Genomic DNA, 21,770 nt, shown 5'->3' with positions numbered 1-21,770 from the left:
AAATCGGGTGAGGGCTCAGAAGAGTCCTGGCGTGCCGGTCTGAACGGCCTGGTTGGCCTGCGGCGAGGTTTTCAGGATCTCCTCCGGCGCCATGGTGCTGTCCATGCCGATGACGGAGAAGCTGTCGGCAGGTCCGGTGCCGGGCTTGAAGGCCTCGACGATCGTGTTCGGATCGCCGTCGGCGGCGGCCATGCCGGTCTTGCGGTCGATCGGGATCAGGTTCATGCCCTGCGGAATGACGAACTTCGATTCCGGCATGTCCTTGACGGCGGCCTGCATGAATTCGTTGAAAATCGGGGCGGAGAGACCGCCACCGGTGCCGCCGCGGCCGAGCGGGGCCGGCGTATCGAAGCCCATATAGAGGCCGGCGACCAGATCCGGGGTGAAGCCGACGAACCAGGCATCCTTCTCGTCGTTGGTGGTGCCGGTCTTGCCGGCGACGTCGCGACCGCTGAGATCGATCTTGCCAGCGGCAGTGCCGCGCTGGATGACGCCCTGCATCATCGAGGTGATCTGGTAGGCGGTCATGGGGTCGAGAACGGTTTCGCGGTTGTCGACGACGTTGGGCTCTTCCTGGTTCTGCCAGTCGCCGGCATTGCAGCCCTCGCAGAGGCGCTCCTCATGCTTGAAGATCGTCTTGCCGTAGCGGTCCTGGATACGGTCGATCAGCGTCGGCTTGATCTGCTTGCCACCATTGGCAATGACCGAATAGGCCGAGACCATGCGCAGCACTGTCGTGTCGCCGGCGCCGAGCGACATCGAGAGAACCGGCAGCATGTGATCGTAGATACCGAAGCGTTCGGCATATTCGGCAACGATATTCATGCCGAGATCGTTGGCGAGGCGGACCGTCATCAGGTTGCGCGAATGCTCGATGCCCGAGCGCAGCGTCGACGGGCCGCCGACTTCGCCGCCGTAGTTTTCCGGCTTCCAGACCTGGCCACCCGAGACGATCTCGATCGGCGCGTCCATGATGACGGAGGCCGGGGTATAGCCATTGTCCATCGCAGCTGCGTAGACGAAGGGCTTGAAGGAGGAGCCCGGCTGGCGCATCGCCTGGGTGGCGCGGTTGAATTCGGACTGAGCATAGGAGAAACCGCCGACCATGGCGAGCACGCGGCCGGTCTTCGGATCCATGGCGACAAGGCCGCCCTGTACCTTGGGGGGCTGGCGCAGACGGTAGGAGGTCGACGCGTCGTCACCGAGCTTCTCGACATAAACGACATCGCCCGGGCTCAAGACACCGGCCGGCGATTTCGCCGTCTTGCGGGAGCCATCCGCCGAACGGTAGGCCCATTGCATGTTCTTGGCGTCGATGGTGCCGCGCAGACGGTCCGCCGCAACCTTGCCGCTCCCCTCCTTGGCCGGTTGCAGGCCGATGTCGACGTTGTCGTCGGAGACGGAGAGCACGACGGCCAGGCGCCATTCCGGAACGTCGGACAGCGCGGGAATATCGGCAAGCGCCTTGCCCCAGTCGCCGCTTGCGTCGATCTGCTTGACGGCCCCATGGAAACCGCGGCGCTCGTCATAGGTCACGAGGCCATCCTGCAGCGCCTTGCGCGCGGCGAGCTGCATCTGCGGATCGAGCGATGTGCGCACGGAAAGGCCGCCCTCGTAGAGAACTTTCTCGCCATATTGGTCGATCAACTGGCGGCGCACGGCCTCGGCGAAGTAATCGGACGCGAAGAGCGATGGTCCGTTGCTGCGGGCGGTGACGCCGAGCGGCTGCTTCTTGGCTTCCGCGCCGTCGCTCTGGCTGACATAGCCGTTCTCGACCATGCGATCGATAACCCAGTTGCGACGCTCGAGCGCCGCCTCAGGATGGCGGAAAGGATGATAATTGGCCGGACCTTTCGGCAGCGATGCCAGATAGGCGGCCTCGGCGACAGTCAGCTCCGTAACCGACTTGTTGAAATAGGTCAGCGCCGCGCCGGCGATGCCATAGGAATTCATCCCGAAGAAAATCTCGTTCAGGTAGAGTTCGAGAATCTTGTCCTTGCTGTAGGCCTGCTCGATACGGAAGGAGAGGATTGCTTCCTTGATCTTGCGGTCGATCGTCTGGTCCGAGCTCAATAGGAAGTTCTTGGCCACCTGCTGGGTGATCGTGGAAGCGCCGACAGGACGGCGACCCGAACCGAAATTCTGCAGGTTGACGAGGATTGCGCGGCCGAGACCAGTGAGGTCGACCCCCGGATGGTTGTAGAAATTCTTGTCCTCGGCCGACAGGAAAGCGGCCTTGACGCGGTCGGGAATGGCCTGGATCGGCAGGAAGAGACGTTTTTCCTTGGCGTATTCGGCCATGAGAGCGCCGTTGCCGGCATGGACGCGGGTCGTCACCGGCGGCGCGTAACTGTTCAGAACGGCATAGTCCGGAAGATCCCTCGCGACATTGGCGAGATAGATGGCAATGCCCGCCGCCGCGACCAGAAACAGGACGCAGGCCATTCCGAAGAAATATCCAAGAAGTCTAAGCATATTTTCAGCTACCGGTCTCTTCGATCTACAATCGGCGCGGACGCAACGATTGCACAGATCGAGACAATTTGCACGTTGCGCGCGGCTTACTCCATGAGCGCTACCGCCACAAGCCGATTCCGCGCCTCAAGCTAGGAAACATAAGCCGGAGTAACGGCGCGAATGTGAGCAAAATAGGGCTCTGCCCGCCGCAATCACTGCCTCGGCAGCGTTTCATCGGGACTGTCACATCGAAGCAACGCCCTTCCCGGGCGACAAACCGAACCGCGCCGCTCAGAACGTGATTGAACGGATGCGTCCAAGTCACTGTTTTCATGGATCTCGCCTGAGCGAACCCATTAAAATATCCGGGCGGCGTTCTTCAGCCGCCATTCGCCACGACGCCGGTGCGGTATCGCTTCACCGCCTCGGTCAGAAGATCGGCGATCCTGGTGCGCCAGGTTTCGTCGAGCAGCAGTTTTTCGTCTTCGGCATTCGACAGGAACCCGAGCTCGAGCAGGATCGACGGCACGTCGGGCGCCTGCAGCACGCGGAAGCCGGCGTGGCGATGCGGATTGTTGATGGTGCCGATCTGGTCCTTGAAGGAATTCAGCACGCTCTCGGCCAGCGAAATCGAGAAGGCCTGCGTCTCGCGCCGCGTCAGATCGAGCAGGATGTCGGCGACCTCGGGCGGCTCGGCGACCGTCTCCTTGCCGGCGATCTGGTCGGAAAGGTTTTCGCGCTCGGCAAGGTCGGCTGCGAGCTTGTCAGAGGCCTTGTCCGAGATCGTATAGACCGTCGCGCCGCGGATATCCTTCTGTTTCAGCGTATCGGCATGCAATGAAATGAACAGGCCGGCATGGTTCTGGCGGGCGATCAGCACGCGCTGGGAAAGCGACAGGAACTCGTCGTCACTGCGCGTCAGGAACGCCTTGATGCCCGGCTCCTTGTTCAGCCGGTCGGCCAGGGCCTTGGCGAAGGCAAGCGTCACTTGCTTCTCTTCGGTCTTCGTGTCGACGCCGATCGCGCCGGTATCAATGCCGCCGTGGCCGGCGTCGACGGCAATGACAAAATCGCCGGGGGCGGTTTTTTCTGGCGCCGGAATGGCGCTCGTCGTCTGGGCCGCGTCGGTCCGATCGTCCCAGGATTGTGTCTTGACCAATTCGGCAAAGGCCTGTTTGTCGATCATCTCGGCATCGAGCACCAGGCGATGGCCCCTGCCCGCCTCGTCGGCTTGCACCTTGGCGAGCGAGAGCTTCACCGGCCTTGCCGTTGTCAGCACGATGCGGGCGCTCTCATCATCCATCTTGCCGTAGCGGATATCCTTGAAGAGGCCGCGGGCGGCCAAATCCTTCGCCGGAAATCCAAAGGCGGTGGCTGACAGATCGACGACGATCCGCTCCGGATTGGCGAGATAATGGACGGAGAAACGCGGTTCGCGGTCGAAATCGATGACGATACGCGTCCTGGCATCATCGCCGATGATGCGCGCCCCATAAGCGAGCAGCGGATCCTTCGTCTCGGCCGAACCCGCGAGGCCAGGCAGGAGGCAACCTGCAATGAGCACCGCCGTCTGAACCCGCCTAGCCAATGTCGATCGCCGCGTTGCGAACTGCGCCACGATCCGAGCCCTCTTAAACAATAAACCGCCACACCCTATTTATACCGCGATGGACCTGATATGGCCGGAACGGACGCCCGAGAGCGAAACGCCTTGCCGCCTGCCGAATCGCGGTCACCTGCCCCCGGTTTCTATGCGATTCGAAATCCATCAATATTATGGCACATTTGGCTTTTCCCTTGCTATTGTGACAGAGAAAACATACAACGCATTTTAGGGTAGAAGTGTTGACGGGATAGAGTCGCCGCAAGGGCTGCCAGCCAGATCTGGACCTGGCGCCACATCGGTCATCGTCCGCCGTCTCATGCGCTTCAACCCGAGAACTGGATCCTGATTTTCCGGCATCTGTCGGAACTTCATTGGTGGATCAGCCACCACGCTCTCAGGGAGCAACCTCATCGGACCCGAACCGGGTCTTCGTATTTGTCGATCACGCTTGGTTGTTGATGGTTTCGCAGCAGGTTTTATCTGAAGTGCACAGGCCCCGGACCGAAACGGTTCCGGCTGCGGTCTGGCTGCTGCTCTCCCCTTCGCGTCAAGCGCGACTTTCATTATCCGGCGCGGCCACTGTGGACCGCATTCTTTCTGTTTCAACAGCAGTCGGGAATGCGCTCTCGCGGCCACGCCGAGGAGCACAGCTTACATGGCAGACAAAATGCTTATCGATGCGTCTCACGAGGAAGAGACGCGCGTCGTTGTCGTTCGCGGGAACCGCATAGAAGAATTTGACTTCGAGTCGCAGCACAAGAAGCAGATCCGCGGCAATATCTATCTTGCAAAGGTAACGAGGGTCGAGCCCTCGCTGCAGGCCGCTTTCGTCGATTACGGCGGTAACCGGCACGGCTTCCTGGCCTTCGCCGAAATCCATCCCGATTACTACCAGATCCCCCTCGCCGACCGTCAGGCGCTGCTTCGGGCCGAGGCCGAGGAGCACCGTCGCGACGAAGACGTCGAGCACGTCGAAACCGCGCCGATGGTCGATCTTTCGACCCAGGATCAGCCGGATGTCGGCATCGTGCCGACAGAGGCACCGGCTGCCGTAACGGAAGAGGCCGCGGCGGAAGAGATTGCCGTAACGGCAGAGGTGGCAGGATCACCTGAAGCCGCCGAGGAAGCGCCGGCCAAGAAGGCAAGGCCGCGCCGGAGCCGCAAGAAGGTTGCCGAAACGACGGCGACGGAAGACGCCGTTCCGACAGACGTCGAAGCGGAAGGCGCTTCGGGTGTCGACAACGACGATGACGCCCCTGCCGGCGGCACGATGGCCGCGATGGTGGAAACCGACACGATTTCCGAGGACATCGACACCAGCAAGCGTCGCCACGATGACGACGACGACGACGATGATCACGGCGAAGAGGAAGTCATCGAATCCGTTGGCGCCGAAGACGCAATGGAAGAGGTGCCGGACCGCGTGCAGCGCAAGCCGCGCAAGCAGTACCGCATCCAGGAAGTCATCAAGCGCCGCCAGATCCTGCTGGTTCAGGTCGCCAAGGAAGAGCGCGGCAACAAGGGTGCCGCTCTCACCACCTATCTCTCGCTTGCAGGCCGCTATTCGGTTCTGATGCCGAACACGGCGCGCGGCGGCGGCATTTCCCGCAAGATCACCAATCCGCAGGACCGCAAGCGCCTGAAGGAAATCGCCCGCATGCTCGAAGTGCCGCAAGGCATGGGCGTTATCCTGCGCACCGCCGGCGCCAACCGCACCAAGGTCGAGGTCAAGCGCGATTTCGAATATCTGATGCGCCTGTGGGAAAACGTCCGCACGCTGACGCTGGCGTCGACCGCTCCCTGCCTCGTCTATGAAGAAGGCTCGCTGATCAAGCGCTCGATCCGCGACCTCTACAACAAGGATATCGGCGAGATCATCGTTGCCGGTGAGGAAGGCTATCGTGAAGCGAAAGACTTCATGAAGATGCTGATGCCGAGCCATGCCAAGGTGGTTCAGCCCTACCGCGACATCCACCCGATCTTCTCGCGCTCCGGCATCGAGGCCCAGCTCGACCGCATGCTGCAGCCGCAGGTAACGCTGCGTTCCGGCGGCTACCTGATCATGAACCAGACGGAAGCGCTGGTTTCGATCGACGTCAACTCCGGCCGCTCGACGCGCGAACACTCGATCGAGGACACTGCGCTGCAGACGAACCTCGAAGCCGCGGAAGAAATCGCCCGCCAGCTTCGCCTGCGCGACCTCGCCGGCCTGATCGTCATCGACTTCATCGACATGGAAGAAAAGCGCAACAACCGCGCCGTCGAGAAGAAGCTGAAGGAATGCCTGAAGAATGACCGCGCCCGCATCCAGGTCGGCCGGATCTCGCATTTCGGCCTGCTCGAAATGTCGCGCCAGCGCATCCGCGCTTCAGTTCTCGAATCGACGACCCAGGTCTGCTCGCATTGCGGCGGCACCGGCCACGTCCGTTCACAGTCCTCCGTCGCCCTGCATGTGCTGCGTGGCATCGAGGAATATCTGCTCAAGAACACGACGCACAACATCACCGTGCGCACGACGCCTGACATCGCGCTCTACCTGCTCAACCACAAGCGCCAGACGATCGTCGATTACGAAGCGCGTTTTGGCGTAGCGATCATCATCGATGCCGATGGTTCGGTCGGCGCGCAGCACTTTGCGATCGACCGCGGCGAGCCCGTCGAAAACCCGGTCAAGATCGAAAGCCTCTTCAACTTCGCAGCCATCCCCGAGGATGAGGACGACGACATCGTTATCGAGGCTGATGAGGAAGAAGACGAAGATCTCGAGGAAAAGGCTGCCGCGACCGAACGTCCCGCTGCGGCGCGTTCGGAAGGCGAAGCTGAAGGCAACCGTAAGCGCAAGCGTCGCCGCCGCCGTCGTGGCCGCAACGGCAATGCCGAGCAGCCGGCAGCCGCTGCAGGCGAAGCCGGCGACGAAGAGGAAGATGCCGACGACGAGGGCGCTGAGGGCGACGAAACCGCCACCGCTGCACCCGAGAGCCGCGCCGAAAACGAGGAATCGCAGCGCCGCAAGCGCCGGCGCCGCGGCAAGCGCGGCGGTCGCCGCAACCGGGAGGACGGGTCCGAGCTGACGGCGAATGAAGCCGGCGAAGACAGTGGCAGCGAGGATGAAGACGACGGCACTTCGGATGACGTCGCTCCCGGTGAAGCCGCAATTGTCGAGACGGTTGCCGAACAGGCCAGGGAGAGCCAAGCTGTAACGGCTGCCGTCGAGGACGTGGGTGTCGTCGCCGAAGAGGTAAAGCCTGCCCGTGGCCGCGGCCGCCGGAAGCCCGCCGCAGCGCCGGTCGAAGAACCGGTAGCGGAATCGGCACCAGCCGTAGAAGCAGAGCCGGAGGTGGTCGAAGCCTCGGCCGATCTCGCAACGCCCGCGCAGGAGGAAGCAAAGCCGGTTCGCGCCAACCGCGAATCCAATATTTCTTCCTCAGAGCCGACGGTGAAATCCACCCGCAGCGAAACAACCGAAAGCGATGACAGCAAGCCGAAGAAAGCCGGCTGGTGGCAACGCCGTGGCTTCTTTTGAACGCTGATTTTCGGACGTAAATGACGATAATCCGGCCGTGGCGACGCGGCCGGATTTTTGTTTATGGCGGCGGCATCAGCATTGATCTTGAACCCGTGAGGCTGATGTGTATCTTTTAACAAAGTTATACACATGAGGAAAAAATGCGGACGAATATAGATATCGATGATGCCTTGCTCGACGCAGCGATGACCGCCACGGGGTTGGCGACGAAAAAAGCTACTATCGAACAGGCCCTCAGAAGCCTCGTCGACAGGCACCGCAGAAAAAATGCGATCGCAAATCTCTCGGGAATCGGCTGGGAGGGTGATCTGGAAGGGATGCGCCGCGATCGACCGGACGAAACCAGTGATCGTCGTCGATAGTTCGGTCTGGATTGCGCATCTACGCGGGATGGAAAACGCCGCCAGACGACGTCTGCAGAATATCGAAGATCCGCTGGAGATTCTTGTTGGCGATCTTATTCTTATGGAGGTCCTCCAAGGCGCGCGCAATGACCGCCATGCAACCACCATCGCGAATTTGCGCCAATTCACGATCCGTCCGATGCTTGACGACAGCCTCGCCGTCAGGGCAGCCCGTAATTATCGCCTGCTGCGGGAACGCGGTATCACAGTGCGCAAGATCATCGACGTAATCATTAGCACATTCTGCATTCAAGAAGGCCACTCGCTCTTGCACGATGATAGGGATTTCGATCCCATGGCCGAGCATCTCGGTCTCAGGATCGCCTGATCGCCCTTGCGATCAGGCCGCCGGCGGGTAGAGCAGATCGACGATGTAGCTGGCGTCGAAACGGGAATCGAGCATGCCGTAAGTGGAGCGCCAGCCGCCGGCAAGGCGTGTCTCGATGAAGGCATCGGCGATGCGCCCTGCTCCAAGCCGATAGAGTTCCGCCGCGCCGGCGGCAAGTGCCAGCTGCTCGACGAGCAGGCGCGCCGCGCCCTCGTCCTGTTCGCAAAGCGCGATTGCGGCGCGTAACACGTCGATCGTTTTCTTGCCGGCGGGGCCGAGATCGCGCGCGAGTCCCGCAAAAACTGTCTCGAACAGATCCTTGCCACGGTTGAGCACGCGCAGCACATCCAGCGCCATCACGTTGCCGGAGCCTTCCCAGATGGCGTTGACGGGGGCCTCGCGGTAATGGCGGGCGATCGGGCGCTCCTCGATGTAACCGTTGCCGCCGATGCATTCCATCGCCTCATAGATCAGCGAGGGCGCGATCTTGCAGCACCAGTATTTGGCGACAGGCGTCATGACGCGGGCATAGGCCGCTTCTTCGGCATTGCCGCGCGCCTTGTCGAAAGCATCGGCCAAGCGGAAGGACAGCGCGGTAGCGGCAGCGACGTCGAGCGCCATGTCGGCGAGCACGCGCGTCATGATCGGCTGGTTGACGAGCATCCTGCCGAAGACGCTGCGGCCGCGCGTATGATGCACGGCCTCGGCAAGCGAGGCGCGCATGATGCCTGATGAGGCCAGCGCGCAATCAAGCCGCGTCAGCGTCACCATGTCGAGGATGGTGCGGATGCCGGCATCCGGGCCGCCGAGCAGGAAACCGAAGGTATCGGTGAACTCAACCTCGGAAGAGGCGTTCGAGCGGTTGCCGACCTTGTCCTTCAGTCGCTGGAACTGCAGTCCGTTGGCGGACCCGTCCTCCAGCAGGCGCGGCACCAGGAAGCAGCCCATGCCCTCCTTCGTCTGCGCCAGCATGATGAAGGCATCGCTCATTGGAGCCGACATGAACCATTTGTGGCCGGAGAGCCGATAGATGCCTTCGCTGACCTTTTCAGCCGCACTCCGGTTGGCCCTGACATCGGTGCCGCCCTGCTTTTCGGTCATGCCCATGCCGATGGTCACCGCGGATTTCTGCATGGCGGGCCGGTTGGACGAATCATATTTGCGCGACAGGATCTTCGGCGCCCAGTCCTTCTGCACCGCAGGGGACGCCGACAGCGCAGCCACCGAAGCGCTCGTCATCGTCAGCGGGCAGAGATGGCCGGATTCCAGCTGTGCCGTCAGGTAAAATCGCGCGGCGCGGACCTTGTGGCCCGCGTCCTTCGCCTCGATATCGGCCTGCGGATCCCAGACAGAGGAATGCAGGCCGACCGACATGGAGCGGCGCATCAGCGCGTGCCAGGCGGGATGAAACTCGACGACGTCGAGACGCTCGCCGCGCGGACCATGGGTGCGCAGCTGTGGCGCGCCCTGGTTTGCCATGCGCGCGAGCTCCTGCGCCTCCGGCGAGGTGACGTAGCGACCGATATTTTCCAGGTCTTCACGGATGCCGCGCGGCAAGGCCGCCGTCAGATCGACGATCAGCGGATCGGATCGATAGGCATTGATGCCGGACCACAGGCTCGGCTGGTTGAGTTCTGCGAGTTTGTCGTCAGTCCGGTTTGCGGAGGTCATTGTTCGCTTCTAGTGCAAGAACCCGGCAAGGAAAACCGGAAGTTATGATTCGCTTTATTCTGCTCTATCGGAATTCAAGCGAAAATGCATGGGGACATAAGCCTTTGCCCACAGCGCGTGCTTGCCCCAGCGGGCGGCACTCATTATAGACCCGCAAGAGACAGCAAGAGGCAGGGTCATGGTCTTTTTCCCCCACCGCCACCTCATCGGCATCAAGGGCCTCACCGAGCAGGATATCACCTATCTTCTCGACAAGGCCGACGAAGCCGTCAAGATCAGCCGCCAGAGAGAAAAGAAGACGTCGACGCTGCGCGGACTGACGCAGATCAACCTCTTCTTCGAGGCATCGACCCGCACACAGGCCTCCTTCGAGCTTGCCGGCAAGCGGCTCGGCGCCGACGTGATGAACATGTCGGTCGGTAATTCCTCGGTGAAGAAAGGCGAGACGCTGATCGATACGGCGATGACGCTGAATGCGATGCGCCCCGACGTGCTGGTGATCCGCCATTCAAGCGCCGGGGCGGCTGCACTTCTTGCCCAGAAAGTCTCCTGCTCGGTCGTCAATGCCGGCGACGGGCAGCACGAACACCCGACCCAGGCGCTGCTCGACGCGCTGACGATCCGCCGCGCCAAAGGCAAGCTTTCGCGCATCATCGTGGCGATCTGCGGCGACGTGCTGCACTCGCGCGTGGCGCGCTCCAATATCCTGCTGCTTAACGCGATGGGCGCACGCGTGCGCGTCGTCGCGCCCGCCACCCTCCTGCCCGCCGGCATCGCCGAGATGGGCGTCGAGGTGTTCCACTCGATGAAGGAAGGATTGAAGGACGCCGACGTCGTGATGATGCTGCGGCTGCAGCGCGAACGCATGTCCGGCGCCTTTGTGCCGTCGGTGCGCGAGTATTATCACTTCTACGGACTCGACGCCGAAACGCTGAAAGCAGCGAAGGATGATGCGCTGGTCATGCACCCCGGGCCGATGAACCGCGGCGTCGAGATCGCCTCCGAGGTGGCCGATGGTCCGCAGAGCGTGATCGCCGAACAAGTGGAAATGGGGGTCGCCGTGCGCATGGCCGTCATGGAGACGCTGCTCGTCTCGCAGAACCAAGGTCCCCGAACCGACGGAATGATGGCATGAGCAGCTCGATCGTCCTCAAGAATGTCCGCATCGTCGATCCCTCGCGCAGTCTCGACGAGATCGGAACGATCATCGCTAAAAACGGCGTGATTATTGCCGCCGGCAGCGAGGCGCAGAACCAGGGTGCGCCGGAAGGCGCCGCCGTGCGCGACTGCACCGGCCTCGTGGCAACGCCAGGCCTCGTCGATGCGCGCGTCCATATCGGCGAGCCCGGCGGCGAGCACCGCGAGACGATCGCCTCGGCGAGCCGGGCGGCGGCAGCCGGCGGCATCACCTCGATCATCATGATGCCGGACACCGATCCCGTCATCGACGACATCGCACTCGTCGAATTCGTCAAGAAGACGGCGCGGGACACGGCGGCCGTCAACGTCTATCCGGCAGCCGCCCTCACCAAGGGTCTTGCCGGCGAGGAGATGACGGAAATCGGCCTGTTGATGCAGGCGGGCGCGGTCGCCTTCACCGATGCCCATTCCAGCGTCCATAACACACAGGTGCTGCGCCGGATCATGACCTATGCTCGCGAATTCGGCGCCGTCATCTCCTGCGAGACCCGCGACAAATATCTCGGCGCCAATGGCGTCATGCACGAGGGACTTTTCGCCAGCTGGCTGGGGCTCTCCGGCATTCCGAAGGAAGCCGAGCTGATCCCCCTCGAACGCGATCTCAGGGTGGCAGAGCTGACGCGCGGCCGTTATCACGCTGCGATGATCTCCGTCCCCGAATCGGTCGAGGCCATCGAACGCGCCCGCAGCCGTGGCGCCAAGGTGACCTCGGGCATCTCGATCAACAATCTGGCGCTCAACGAGAACGACATCGGCGAATACCGCACCTTCTTCAAGCTCTATCCGCCACTGCGCCCGGAGGACGACCGAGTCGCCATGGCCGAGGCGCTTGCCAACGGTGCGATCGACATCATCGTCTCCTCGCACGACCCGCAGGACGTCGACACGAAGCGCCTGCCGTTCGCAGAGGCAGCCGATGGCGCGGTCGGACTGGAAACGATGCTGGCGGCGGCTCTCAGGCTTCATCATGGCGGCCAGGTCAGCCTGATGCGGCTGATCGACGCCATGTCCACCCGCCCAGCTCAGATTTTCGGTCTCAATGCCGGCACGCTGAAGCCGGGTGCGCCAGCCGATATCACGCTCATCGATCTCGATGAGCCTTGGCTTGTCACCAAAGACATGCTTCTCTCCCGCTCGAAGAATACACCGTTCGAGGACGCGCGCTTCAGCGGGCGGGCAGTCGCGACATACGTCTCGGGAAAGCCTGTTCACGCACTTTGAGAGACGGCTGGAACGGTAAGCTACGGAGGGCTGAGGGGGCACATGTTATCCAATCTCATGTCATGGCAGATCACGCTGCCGATCGCACTTGCGGCGGCCGTTATCGGCTATCTCTTCGGCTCAATCCCTTTCGGCCTGATCCTCACCCGGGCCGCCGGCCTGGGCGATGTGCGCAGCATCGGCTCCGGCAATATCGGCGCGACCAATGTGCTGAGAACCGGAAACCGCAAGCTCGCCGCCGCGACGCTGCTGCTCGATGCACTGAAGGCGTCGACGGCAGCCTGGGTTGTCGGATATTTCCTCGGTGAGGAGGCCGCGATCATCGCCGGCTTCTTCGCCTTCATCGGCCATCTCTTCCCCGTCTGGATCGGCTTCAAGGGCGGCAAGGGTGTCGCCACCTATATCGGCACGCTTCTCGGCGTCGCGCCGATCATGGTGGTGCTCTTCGCCGCCGTCTGGCTCGCGGTCGCCGTCACCACCCGCTATTCCTCGCTGTCGGCCCTCGTCGCCATGCTCGTCATCCCAATCGCACTGTGGATCCTCGGCAATGAAAAGGTCGCGGCCGTCATGGCGATCATGACGCTCATCTCCTACTGGAAGCACAAGGCAAATATTTCACGCCTGATGGGCGGAACGGAAAGCAAGATCGGGGCGAAAGGATAATGGACGCGCCGAGCGCGGAATCAACAGGTACGGTGCTAAGCGAAAGGCAGAGGATTGCCTGGCTGCGCCTGATCCGTTCCGACAATGTCGGCCCTGCAACCTTCCGCGATCTTATCGATCATTTCGGATCGGCTGAGGCCGCACTCGCGGCGCTGCCGGAGCTTTCAGCGCGCGGCGGCGCGACACGGGCCATCCGCATTGCCAGCGAAGCCGAGGCGCACCGGGAACTGGAGGCGGCGCATCGTTTCGGCGCCCGCTTTATCGGCATTGGCGAGCCGGACTATCCGCAGGCGCTGAAACAGATCGACGGCGCGCCGCCGCTTCTTGCGGTCAAGGGCGCACTCGCTGCCGCCAAACGACCGGCCGTCGGCATCGTCGGCTCCCGTAACGCGTCGGCCGCAGGCACCAAATTCGCGGCGATGGTGGCGCGCGACTGCGGTCGGGCGGGTTATACGGTGATCTCCGGCCTGGCGCGCGGCATCGACACGGCAGCGCATCGGGCAAGCCTCGGCACGGGCACGATCGCCGCCCTTGCCGGCGGTCTCGACAAGCCCTACCCGCCGGAGAATCTCGGCCTCATCGAAGAGATAACCGGCGGCAACGGCCTGGCGGTGAGCGAGATGCCCTTCGGCTGGGAGCCGCGCGCCCGCGATTTCCCGCGCCGGAACCGGCTGATTGCCGGCATCGCACTTGGCGTGGTGATCATCGAGGCGGCGATGCGCTCGGGCTCGCTGATCACGGCGCGCCTCGCCGGCGAGTTCGGCCGCCTGGTGTTTGCCGTGCCCGGCTCGCCGCTCGATCCGCGCTGTCACGGCACCAACGGCCTGCTCAAGGACGGCGCTTCGATCGTTACCGAACCTGCCGATATCATCGAAGCCCTGGCGCCGCTTGCGCAACTTGACCTCTTCCCTTTGTCGATGGCGGAAGAGCCGGCACGCGAGAGCCGGGCAATGACGATGCCACCCGGCGATTCGGACCGGATGCGCATCATCGGCGCGCTCGGGCCGACGCCGGTCGAGATCGACGACGTCATCCGCCACACCGGCCTTCCGGCATCCGCGGTCTATCTCATCCTTCTGGAACTCGATATATCAGGCAGGCTGCATCGGCATCAGGGCGGTCTCGTCTCGCTTTCCGATTGATGCTTGCGGGGAACAGGGAAACTGCGTGTTGAAAACCGCACTGACGCAATTTAAAATTGTTTTCTGCTGCAAATCTTGTTTCGCTTGCACCGTACGCAAGAAGTAAAATTGTAGCAAACCCCTTGACCGCAGCGATTTCCCTGTCCATGTCGGAGGGCCGGTATCCAAGTTACGGTGCGTGTTGCGCTGGCCCACAAGCTGGCGTGGTTTCTTTTTTAGAGAATCATCATGAATGTTGTAGTGGTGGAATCGCCTGCCAAGGCCAAGACGATCAATAAGTATCTGGGTTCGGGATACAAAGTGCTCGCCTCCTTCGGCCATGTGCGCGATCTGCCTGCCAAGGATGGCTCCGTTCTTCCCGATCAGGATTTCGAAATGCTCTGGGAGGTCGACGGCGCTTCGGCCAAGCGGATGAAGGACATCGCCGACGCGGTGAAATCCTCCGATGGGCTGTTTCTCGCGACCGACCCTGATCGCGAAGGCGAAGCGATTTCCTGGCACGTCCTCGACATGCTGAACAAGAAGCGGGTGCTGAACGGCAAGTCCGTCAAGCGCGTCGTCTTCAACGCGATCACCAAGAAGGCCGTCCTCGATGCGATGGCCGATCCGCGCGATATCGACGTGCCGCTGGTCGACGCCTATCTCGCGCGCCGCGCGCTCGACTATCTCGTCGGTTTCAATCTTTCGCCGGTGCTGTGGCGCAAGTTGCCCGGCGCGCGTTCGGCCGGCCGGGTCCAATCGGTCGCGCTTCGTCTGGTCTGCGACCGCGAGTCCGAGATCGAGCGCTTCATTTCGGAAGAATACTGGAACATCTCGGCGCTGCTGAAGACGCCGCGCGGCGACGAGTTCGAGGCAAGACTGGTTTCGGCGCACGGCAAGCGGCTGCAGCCGCGGGCGATCGGCAACGGCGAGGATGCGGGCCGCCTGAAAGCATTGCTCGAAGGCGCCAGCTATATCGTCGACACGGTCGAGGCAAAACCGGTCAGGCGCAACCCGGGACCGCCGTTCACCACCTCGACGCTGCAGCAGGCCGCCTCCTCCAATCTCGGCTTCTCCGCCTCGCGCACGATGCAGATCGCCCAGAAGCTCTATGAGGGCGTCGATATCGGCGGCGAGACAGTCGGTCTTATCACCTATATGCGAACCGACGGCGTGCAGATGGCGCCCGAAGCGATCGACGCAGCGCGACGTGCCATCCTCGACCAGTTCGGTGAACGCTACCTGCCTGAGAAGGCGCGCTTCTACTCGACCAAGGCGAAGAACGCCCAGGAGGCGCACGAGGCGATCCGCCCGACCGATTTCTACCGCTCGCCCGACCGCGTGCGCAAATTCCTCGACGCCGATCAGATCCGGCTCTACGAGCTGATCTGGAAGCGTGGCATCGCCAGCCAGATGGCGTCGGCCGAGATCGAGCGCACGACGGCCGAAATCACCGCCGAGAACAAGGGCGAGAAGGCCGGCCTGCGCGCCGTCGGTTCGGTCATCCGCTTCGACGGCTTCATCGCCGCCTATACCGACCAGAAGGAGGACGGCGAGCAGAGCGATGACGGCGACGAGGATGGTCGCCTGCCGGAGATCAATGCACGCGAGGCGCTGGCCAAGCAGAAGATCAATTCGACCCAGCATTTCACCGAGCCGCCGCCGCGCTATTCGGAAGCATCGCTAATCAAGAAGATGGAAGAGCTCGGCATCGGCCGTCCCTCGACCTATGCCGCCACGCTGGCGACCCTGCGCGACCGCGACTATGTGACGATCGACAAGCGTAAACTGATCCCGCAGGCCAAGGGCCGGCTGGTGACGGCTTTCCTCGAAAGCTTCTTCACCAAATATGTGGAATATGATTTCACCGCCGACCTCGAGGAAAAGCTCGACCGGATTTCCGCCGGCGAATTGAACTGGAAGCAGGTGCTGCGCGATTTCTGGAAGGATTTCTTCGCGCAGATCGAAGACACGAAGGAATTGCGCGTCACCAACGTGCTTGATTCGCTGAACGAGGCGCTGGCGCCGCTCGTCTTTCCGAAACGCGAGGATGGCGGCGACCCCAGGATTTGCCAGGTCTGCGGCACCGGCAACCTGTCGCTCAAGCTCGGCAGATATGGTGCCTTCGTCGGCTGCTCGAACTATCCGGAATGCAACTACACCCGCCAGCTTTCCTCCGAAAACGGTGGAGAAGCGGAAGGGGTCGCGCTCAACGAACCGAAGAATCTCGGCACCGATCCGACCACCGGCGAGGAACTGACGCTGCGTTCCGGCCGCTTCGGCCCTTACATCCAGCGCGGCGACGGCAAGGAGGCCAAACGCGCTTCGCTGCCGAAAGGATGGAAGCCTGAGGATATCGACTATGAAAAGGCGATGGCGCTGATCTCGCTGCCGCGCGATATCGGCAAACATCCTGAAACGGGCAAGATGATCTCGTCGGGCATTGGCCGCTACGGGCCGTTTCTCCTGCATGACGGTTCCTATGCCAATCTGGAAACCGTCGAGGACGTCTTCTCCGTCGGCCTCAATCGCGCCGTGACGCTGATTGCCGAAAAAGCCAACAAGGCGCCGGGCCGGGGTGCGCGCGGTACGCCGGCGGCACTGAAGACCCTCGGCGATCATCCCGATGGCGGCGCCATCACCGTTCGCGACGGCAAATACGGCCCCTATGTCAACTGGGGCAAGGTAAACGCCACCCTGCCGAAGGGCAAGGATCCGCAGGCGATTACCATCGAGGAGGCGCTTGCGCTGATCACCGAAAAGGCCGGCAAGGCCCCGGCCGGCAAGACGGCCAGGGCGAAAGCCAAGCCGAAGGCGGCCGCCGCCGAAGCCAAGGCAACCAAGACGGCCGCCAAGCCGAAGGCAACGAAGGCGAAGGCGCCCGCGAAATCGAAAAAGAGCTGACGTGAGCAAGACACCGCGCGACAGAACGAACCCCGCGGGCAAGCGCCCGGGCAAGATCGGCCGCGCCGGCAGGGATACTTCCGCCGTCGAACCGCTGAACATCGTCCACGGCACGCTGCCCTCGCGGGAAGTGATCCTGCGTTTCATCGCCGATCATCCGCAGAAGGCTTCCAAGCGTGAACTTGCCAAGGCGTTCGGGCTGAAAGGTGACAGCCGCGTCGAGCTCAAGCACATGCTGCAGGAGCTCGAGCAGGAAGGCATGCTGCAAAAGAGCCGCAAGTCGCTCATTCGTCCCGGCGCTCTTCCGCCCGTCACCGTTCTCGATATCACGACGCGCGATAAGGACGGCGACCTGATCGGCCGGCCGGCGGAATGGCCGGAGGAGCAGGGTGTGGCGCCTGCCGTCGCCATCCGTCAGCAGTCGCCGGCAGGCCGCCAGGGTAAGGGCAAGGCGCCCGTCGCCGGGCTCGGCGACCGAATCCTGGCGAAGATCTTCCCGGCCGTCGATCGCGGCGGGCCGGCTTATACAGCGCGTATCATCAAGGTGATCGACAGGCGCCGCGGTGCGGCGATGGGCGTTTTCCGCAGCGCGCCGGGCGGCGGCGGCCGCCTGTTGCCAATCGAACGGCGCGGCGAAGAGATGGTGATCGACCCCGACTATACCGGCGGCGCCAAGGATGGCGACCTGGTCGAGATCGAAGTCGCGCGCCTCGGACGCTTCGGCCTGCCGCGCGCCAAGGTCCTTTCCGTCGTCGGCTCGGTCGGCTCGGAAAAGGCGATCTCGATGATCGCGATCCATGCGCACGGCATCCCGCACGTCTTTCCGCCGGCCGTGATCGCCGAGGCCGAAGCCGCCAAGCCGGTGACCATGTCGCATCGGGAGGACTGGCGCGACGTGCCGCTGATCACCATCGATCCGGCAGACGCCAAGGACCATGACGACGCTGTTTACGCCGAGATCGACCCCTCCCCCGACAATCCCGGCGGCGTCATCGTCACCGTCGCGATCGCCGATGTCTCCTGGTATGTCCGCCCTAATTCGCCGCTCGACCGCGAAGCGCTGAAGCGCGGCAACTCCGTTTATTTCCCCGATCGCGTCGTGCCGATGCTGCCGGAGCGCATCTCCAATGATCTCTGCTCGCTGAAGGAAGGCGTCGACCGCCCGGCGCTCGCCGTGCGCATGAGCTTCTCGGGCGAAGGCCGCAAGATCGGCCATACCTTTCATCGCATCATGATGAAGAGTGCCGCCAAGCTCTCCTATCAGCAGGCGCAGGCGGCGATCGACGGAAGACCGGATGATCAGACCGGACCGATGCTCGAGCCGATCCTGAAACCGCTCTGGCACGCTTATGGAGTAATGAAGCGCGGACGCGACCGGCGCCAGCCGCTGGAACTCGACATGCCGGAGCGCAAGATCCTGCTGAAACCGGACGGCACGGTCGACCGGGTCTTCGTGCCGCCGCGGCTCGATGCGCACAAGCTGATCGAAGAGATGATGATCCAGGCGAACGTCTGCGCCGCCGAGACGCTCGAGAAGAAGCGTCAGCCGCTGGTCTACCGCATTCATGACGGCCCGACGCTTGCCAAGCAGGAAGTTTTGCGCGAGTTCCTGGCGACACTCGGCATCTCGCTCGCCAAGGGCGGCAATATGCGGGCCAACAGCTTCAACGGCATCCTGGCCAAGGCGGACGGCACGGCACACCAGACCATGGTCAATGAGATGGTATTGCGCTCGCAGAGTCAGGCGATCTACAGCCCCGAGAATATCGGCCATTTCGGTCTCAACCTGATGAAGTACGCCCACTTCACCTCGCCGATCCGCCGCTACGCCGATCTCATCGTGCATCGGGCGCTGGTCGGTTCGCTCGGCTTCGGCGAAGGCGGCATCACCCCCGACGAAGAAGCCTCGCTCGACGATATCGCCGCCGAAATCTCGACCTTCGAGCGCCGGGCGATGGCAGCCGAGCGCGAGACTATCGACCGGCTGATCGCCCATCATTTGAGCACCCGCGTCGGCGAGGAGTTTGCCGGCCGCGTCTCCGGAGTTACGAAATCCGGGCTCTTTATCACCTTGCCGGACTATGGCGCCGATGGTTTCGTCCCTATATCTACGCTGGGCACCGATTATTTCATCTATGACGAGGCGCATCAGGCACTGTCGGGGGAAAAGACGGGCCTCGGCTATCGTCTTGGCGACAGCGTCACCGTGAAGCTTGCGGAAGCAATCCCGCTGGCCGGCGCGCTGCGGTTCGAGATGCTGAGCGAAGGACGCGAGATGCCGACGGCGGCGCGTTCCTTCCATAAGGCCGGCCGCCGCGACAGGGGCCAGGTCCGCAAGAAACCGGGAACGCGTCCCCCGCGCGGACGCCGCTAAGCCACGGTGCCGAAAGCAGCAATGGTCCTATTGCGGCGCTTCATGCTTTTTGCCTGAACGAGGAAGATGCAATGAACACACCGACCGATCCGGTCGTCCGCTACGGGGATGGACCCGAAGCCGAGCGTCCGCTCGGACGTTCCATCATGCGCGGGCTGTTGAACCGCTGCCCGGCCTGCGGCGACGGCAAGCTCTTCCGCGCGTTCCTGAAACCGGTCGATCATTGCGCCGCCTGCGGCGAGGCGATGCATCACCATCGCTCCGACGATCTGCCGCCCTATATCGTCATCCTGGTCCTCGGCCACGTCCTCGTCGGCGGCTACATGCTGACCGATCTGACCTTGGTATTGCCGGTATGGGTCCATCTTGCCATATGGGCGCCGATCACGGTCATCGCCGCGCTCGCCTCGATCCAACCGATCAAGGGCGGCGTCATCGGCCTGCAATGGGCGTTGCGCATGCATGGTTTCGGCGGCGAGAGCGACAGTCCCGATGATTACGAGCTTCCCCGCCGGCCGGATTGAGCGCCTTCACCTTCCAGACATATTTAGCGTGTAGTGCCAGCGCTCCACCGACCACCACCGACACGCGGGAGTCAACGATCTTCAACGACTTGACATGGTAAGCTTTTCTTGTCTGAACAGGCTTTACATTCCGCAGATCACATCGGAAATACTGCGAAACGCCGCCCGTCACCTGGATTTGGCACATCTGTGTCCCTTCTATGTGAGACGAGAGGTCGGTTCGCTCGCGCAGCTTTCTAAGGATGGATAAATGTCTCAGCCGAGAACCGGCACACCGGGCGATGTCGAAGAAATCCATTGGCCTTCTCTGGTGGCAGCCATCTCGTCCATTTCAGCCGTCGGCATAGCAATCGGTCTCGGACTCCCGCTTCTCAGCATCATCCTCGAAAAACGCGGCATCTCATCCACGTTGATCGGGCTGAATACGGCGATGGCCGGGATCTCGGCGATGGCCGCGGCGCCCGTTACCACCAAGCTCGCCCACAAATACGGCGTTGCGCCGACGATGCTCTGGGCGGTGCTGATTTCGGCGCTGAGCGCGCTCGGCTTCTATTATGCCCAGGATTTCTGGATGTGGTTTCCGCTACGTTTCGCCTTCCATGGCGCAACGACGACGCTGTTCATTCTCTCCGAATTCTGGATCAACGCCGCCTCGCCGCCATCCAAGCGCGGCTTTGTGCTCGGCATTTATGCGACCGTGCTCTCCATCGGGTTCGCTGCCGGGCCCCTGCTCTTTTCGATACTCGGCAGCGACGGCATCTTTCCCTTCCTGGTCGGCGCGGGCGCCATCCTGCTTGCCGCCATTCCGATTTTCATCGCCCGTGACGAAAGCCCGGTGCTCGAGGAAAAACCAGAATTGCATTTCATGCGCTACGTCCTGCTGGTGCCGACAGCGACGGCGGCCGTCTTCATCTTCGGCGCGGTCGAAGCTGGCGGGCTGTCACTTTTCCCGATTTTTGCCGTGCGCGCCCATTTCACCGAATCGCAGGCGGCGCTGCTGCTCACCATGATGGGCGTCGGCAACGTCATCTTCCAGATTCCCCTCGGCCTGCTCTCCGATCGCATCCGCGACAAGCGACCGCTTCTGGCAGGGATGGCGCTGATGGGCTTTATCGGCTCGCTGACGCTGCCGATCCTCGTCAACAACTGGCTGCTAATGGCCGGGATGCTGCTTTTCTGGGGTGGCTGCGTCTCCGGACTCTACACGGTCGGCCTCAGCCATCTCGGTTCGCGGCTGACGGGCTCCGATCTGGCTGCCGCCAATGCCGCCTTCGTCTTCTGTTATGCGATGGGAACCGTTGCTGGGCCACAGGTGATCGGCGCAGCAATCGACGTCGCCGGAAACAATGGTTTTGCCTGGGCGATTGCCGCTTTCTTCGGTCTTTATGCCTTACTTTCCGGCATCAGATTGATGTTCGTTCGAAAACGGACTTGACTTTTCGGACGGGATTCGTAGTTTCGCGCCAGAATTTGCCGTGGAGCCCATCCGGCTTCCACGGCTTTCATTTTCTTAAAGGCAGGACGACCATGGCCAAGGCTACAACAATCAAGATCAAGCTGCTGTCGACAGCCGACACCGGTTTCTTCTACGTCACGACGAAGAACAGCCGTGCGATGACGGACAAGATGACGAAGACGAAGTATGACCCGATTGCGAAGAAGCATGTCGAGTTCAAGGAAACCAAGATCAAGTAATCACTTGGCCTGACGGATTTTAAAAACGCGCGCCTTCGGGTTGCGCGTTTTTTATTGCCCCGGAGGATGGCCTTGG

Annotated in this window: 15 protein-coding genes; 12 read left to right on the top strand and 3 right to left on the bottom strand. The window is 62.3% G+C overall.

Annotated features, from left to right (window positions below; translation table 11 throughout):
• Window positions 1-15: 15 nt before the first annotated feature.
• Both HJC00_RS22250 and HJC00_RS22245 read right to left on the bottom strand, forming a co-directional pair.
• On the bottom strand, window positions 16-2,475 hold the full coding sequence (locus tag HJC00_RS22250; protein ID WP_210628258.1) for a penicillin-binding protein 1A: 2,460 nt from the start codon (window positions 2,473-2,475) through the stop codon (window positions 16-18).
• Between the two features lie 361 nt (window positions 2,476-2,836).
• Window positions 2,837-4,096: an N-acetylmuramoyl-L-alanine amidase gene (locus HJC00_RS22245; RefSeq protein ID WP_221155981.1), complete on the bottom strand. Its 1,260-nt coding sequence runs from the start codon at window positions 4,094-4,096 to the stop codon at window positions 2,837-2,839.
• Window positions 4,097-4,718: 622 nt separating this feature from the next.
• Between HJC00_RS22245 and HJC00_RS22240 the strand changes: the two genes are divergently transcribed.
• The 3 genes from HJC00_RS22240 (at window position 4,719) to HJC00_RS22230 (ending at window position 8,321) form a co-directional block, all read left to right on the top strand.
• The gene (locus tag HJC00_RS22240; protein ID WP_221164622.1) at window positions 4,719-7,586 is read left to right on the top strand and encodes a ribonuclease E/G; all 2,868 of its coding nucleotides are present in this window, start codon (window positions 4,719-4,721) and stop codon (window positions 7,584-7,586) included.
• A gap of 143 nt (window positions 7,587-7,729) precedes the next feature.
• Window positions 7,730-7,951, top strand: coding sequence for a type II toxin-antitoxin system VapB family antitoxin (locus HJC00_RS22235; RefSeq protein WP_221147458.1), 222 nt, complete (start codon window positions 7,730-7,732; stop codon window positions 7,949-7,951).
• A complete protein-coding gene (locus tag HJC00_RS22230) occupies window positions 7,935-8,321 on the top strand; it encodes a PIN domain nuclease (protein WP_221164621.1) in 387 nt (128 codons plus the stop codon). Before HJC00_RS22235 ends, HJC00_RS22230 begins: the two co-directional genes overlap by 17 nt.
• A gap of 12 nt (window positions 8,322-8,333) precedes the next feature.
• Here the strand turns inward: HJC00_RS22230 and HJC00_RS22225 are convergent, their stop codons facing one another.
• Window positions 8,334-9,992 carry an acyl-CoA dehydrogenase family protein gene (locus HJC00_RS22225; RefSeq protein WP_210628262.1) on the bottom strand — a complete coding sequence of 553 codons (1,659 nt, stop codon included), beginning with the start codon at window positions 9,990-9,992 and terminating at the stop codon, window positions 8,334-8,336.
• A 178-nt stretch (window positions 9,993-10,170) separates the two neighbouring features.
• On the opposite strand from HJC00_RS22225, the gene HJC00_RS22220 reads away from it, so the two are divergent.
• The 9 genes from HJC00_RS22220 to rpmG all read left to right on the top strand — a co-directional run bounded on the left by HJC00_RS22220 (window position 10,171) and on the right by rpmG (window position 21,694).
• The gene (locus tag HJC00_RS22220) at window positions 10,171-11,127 is read left to right on the top strand and encodes an aspartate carbamoyltransferase catalytic subunit (protein ID WP_064801874.1); all 957 of its coding nucleotides are present in this window, start codon (window positions 10,171-10,173) and stop codon (window positions 11,125-11,127) included.
• Window positions 11,124-12,413 carry a dihydroorotase gene (locus HJC00_RS22215; RefSeq protein WP_210628263.1) on the top strand — a complete coding sequence of 430 codons (1,290 nt, stop codon included), beginning with the start codon at window positions 11,124-11,126 and terminating at the stop codon, window positions 12,411-12,413. Before HJC00_RS22220 ends, HJC00_RS22215 begins: the two co-directional genes overlap by 4 nt.
• Window positions 12,414-12,455: 42 nt before the next feature.
• Complete coding sequence (gene plsY, locus HJC00_RS22210) at window positions 12,456-13,076, top strand: glycerol-3-phosphate 1-O-acyltransferase PlsY (RefSeq protein WP_221147463.1); 621 nt, start codon at window positions 12,456-12,458, stop codon at window positions 13,074-13,076.
• Window positions 13,076-14,218, top strand: a complete 1,143-nt coding sequence (gene dprA, locus HJC00_RS22205) for a DNA-processing protein DprA (RefSeq protein ID WP_210628265.1) — start codon at window positions 13,076-13,078, stop codon at window positions 14,216-14,218. The genes plsY and dprA overlap by 1 nt, the downstream gene beginning before the upstream one ends.
• 228 nt (window positions 14,219-14,446) lie before the next feature.
• Window positions 14,447-17,101: a type I DNA topoisomerase gene (gene topA, locus HJC00_RS22200; protein WP_221147465.1), complete on the top strand. Its 2,655-nt coding sequence runs from the start codon at window positions 14,447-14,449 to the stop codon at window positions 17,099-17,101.
• Window position 17,102: 1 nt separating this feature from the next.
• Window positions 17,103-19,475 carry a ribonuclease R gene (rnr, locus tag HJC00_RS22195; protein WP_221155978.1) on the top strand — a complete coding sequence of 791 codons (2,373 nt, stop codon included), beginning with the start codon at window positions 17,103-17,105 and terminating at the stop codon, window positions 19,473-19,475.
• 71 nt (window positions 19,476-19,546) lie between these two features.
• On the top strand, window positions 19,547-19,999 hold the full coding sequence (locus HJC00_RS22190; protein ID WP_210628268.1) for a DUF983 domain-containing protein: 453 nt from the start codon (window positions 19,547-19,549) through the stop codon (window positions 19,997-19,999).
• Window positions 20,000-20,249: 250 nt separating this feature from the next.
• Complete coding sequence (locus HJC00_RS22185; protein ID WP_210628269.1) at window positions 20,250-21,434, top strand: MFS transporter; 1,185 nt, start codon at window positions 20,250-20,252, stop codon at window positions 21,432-21,434.
• Between the two features lie 92 nt (window positions 21,435-21,526).
• Window positions 21,527-21,694 (top strand): 50S ribosomal protein L33, encoded by a 168-nt coding sequence (gene rpmG, locus HJC00_RS22180; protein WP_221164620.1) that lies wholly within the window; start codon window positions 21,527-21,529, stop codon window positions 21,692-21,694.
• Window positions 21,695-21,770 lie beyond the last annotated feature (76 nt).

It is taken from the genome of Rhizobium sp. NLR22b (assembly GCF_019685295.1).
GTDB lineage: Bacteria > Pseudomonadota > Alphaproteobacteria > Rhizobiales > Rhizobiaceae > Rhizobium.
Note: the sequence above shows the minus strand (reverse complement) of the source record. Positions and strands in the feature narration are given on the sequence as shown.

Excerpts from the sequence above, each read along its gene's own strand:
- HJC00_RS22250 (WP_210628258.1), bottom strand. The coding sequence starts at position 2,475 with ATGCTTAGACTTCTTGGATATTTCTTCGGAATGGCCTGCGTCCTGTTT.
- HJC00_RS22240 (WP_221164622.1), top strand. The coding sequence starts at position 4,719 with ATGGCAGACAAAATGCTTATCGATGCGTCTCACGAGGAAGAGACGCGC.
- HJC00_RS22235 (WP_221147458.1), top strand. The coding sequence starts at position 7,730 with ATGCGGACGAATATAGATATCGATGATGCCTTGCTCGACGCAGCGATG.
- HJC00_RS22225 (WP_210628262.1), bottom strand. The coding sequence starts at position 9,992 with ATGACCTCCGCAAACCGGACTGACGACAAACTCGCAGAACTCAACCAG.
- HJC00_RS22220 (WP_064801874.1), top strand. The coding sequence starts at position 10,171 with ATGGTCTTTTTCCCCCACCGCCACCTCATCGGCATCAAGGGCCTCACC.
- HJC00_RS22215 (WP_210628263.1), top strand. The coding sequence starts at position 11,124 with ATGAGCAGCTCGATCGTCCTCAAGAATGTCCGCATCGTCGATCCCTCG.
- plsY (WP_221147463.1), top strand. The coding sequence starts at position 12,456 with ATGTTATCCAATCTCATGTCATGGCAGATCACGCTGCCGATCGCACTT.
- dprA (WP_210628265.1), top strand. The coding sequence starts at position 13,076 with ATGGACGCGCCGAGCGCGGAATCAACAGGTACGGTGCTAAGCGAAAGG.
- topA (WP_221147465.1), top strand. The coding sequence starts at position 14,447 with ATGAATGTTGTAGTGGTGGAATCGCCTGCCAAGGCCAAGACGATCAAT.
- HJC00_RS22190 (WP_210628268.1), top strand. The coding sequence starts at position 19,547 with ATGAACACACCGACCGATCCGGTCGTCCGCTACGGGGATGGACCCGAA.
- HJC00_RS22185 (WP_210628269.1), top strand. The coding sequence starts at position 20,250 with ATGTCTCAGCCGAGAACCGGCACACCGGGCGATGTCGAAGAAATCCAT.
- rpmG (WP_221164620.1), top strand. The coding sequence starts at position 21,527 with ATGGCCAAGGCTACAACAATCAAGATCAAGCTGCTGTCGACAGCCGAC.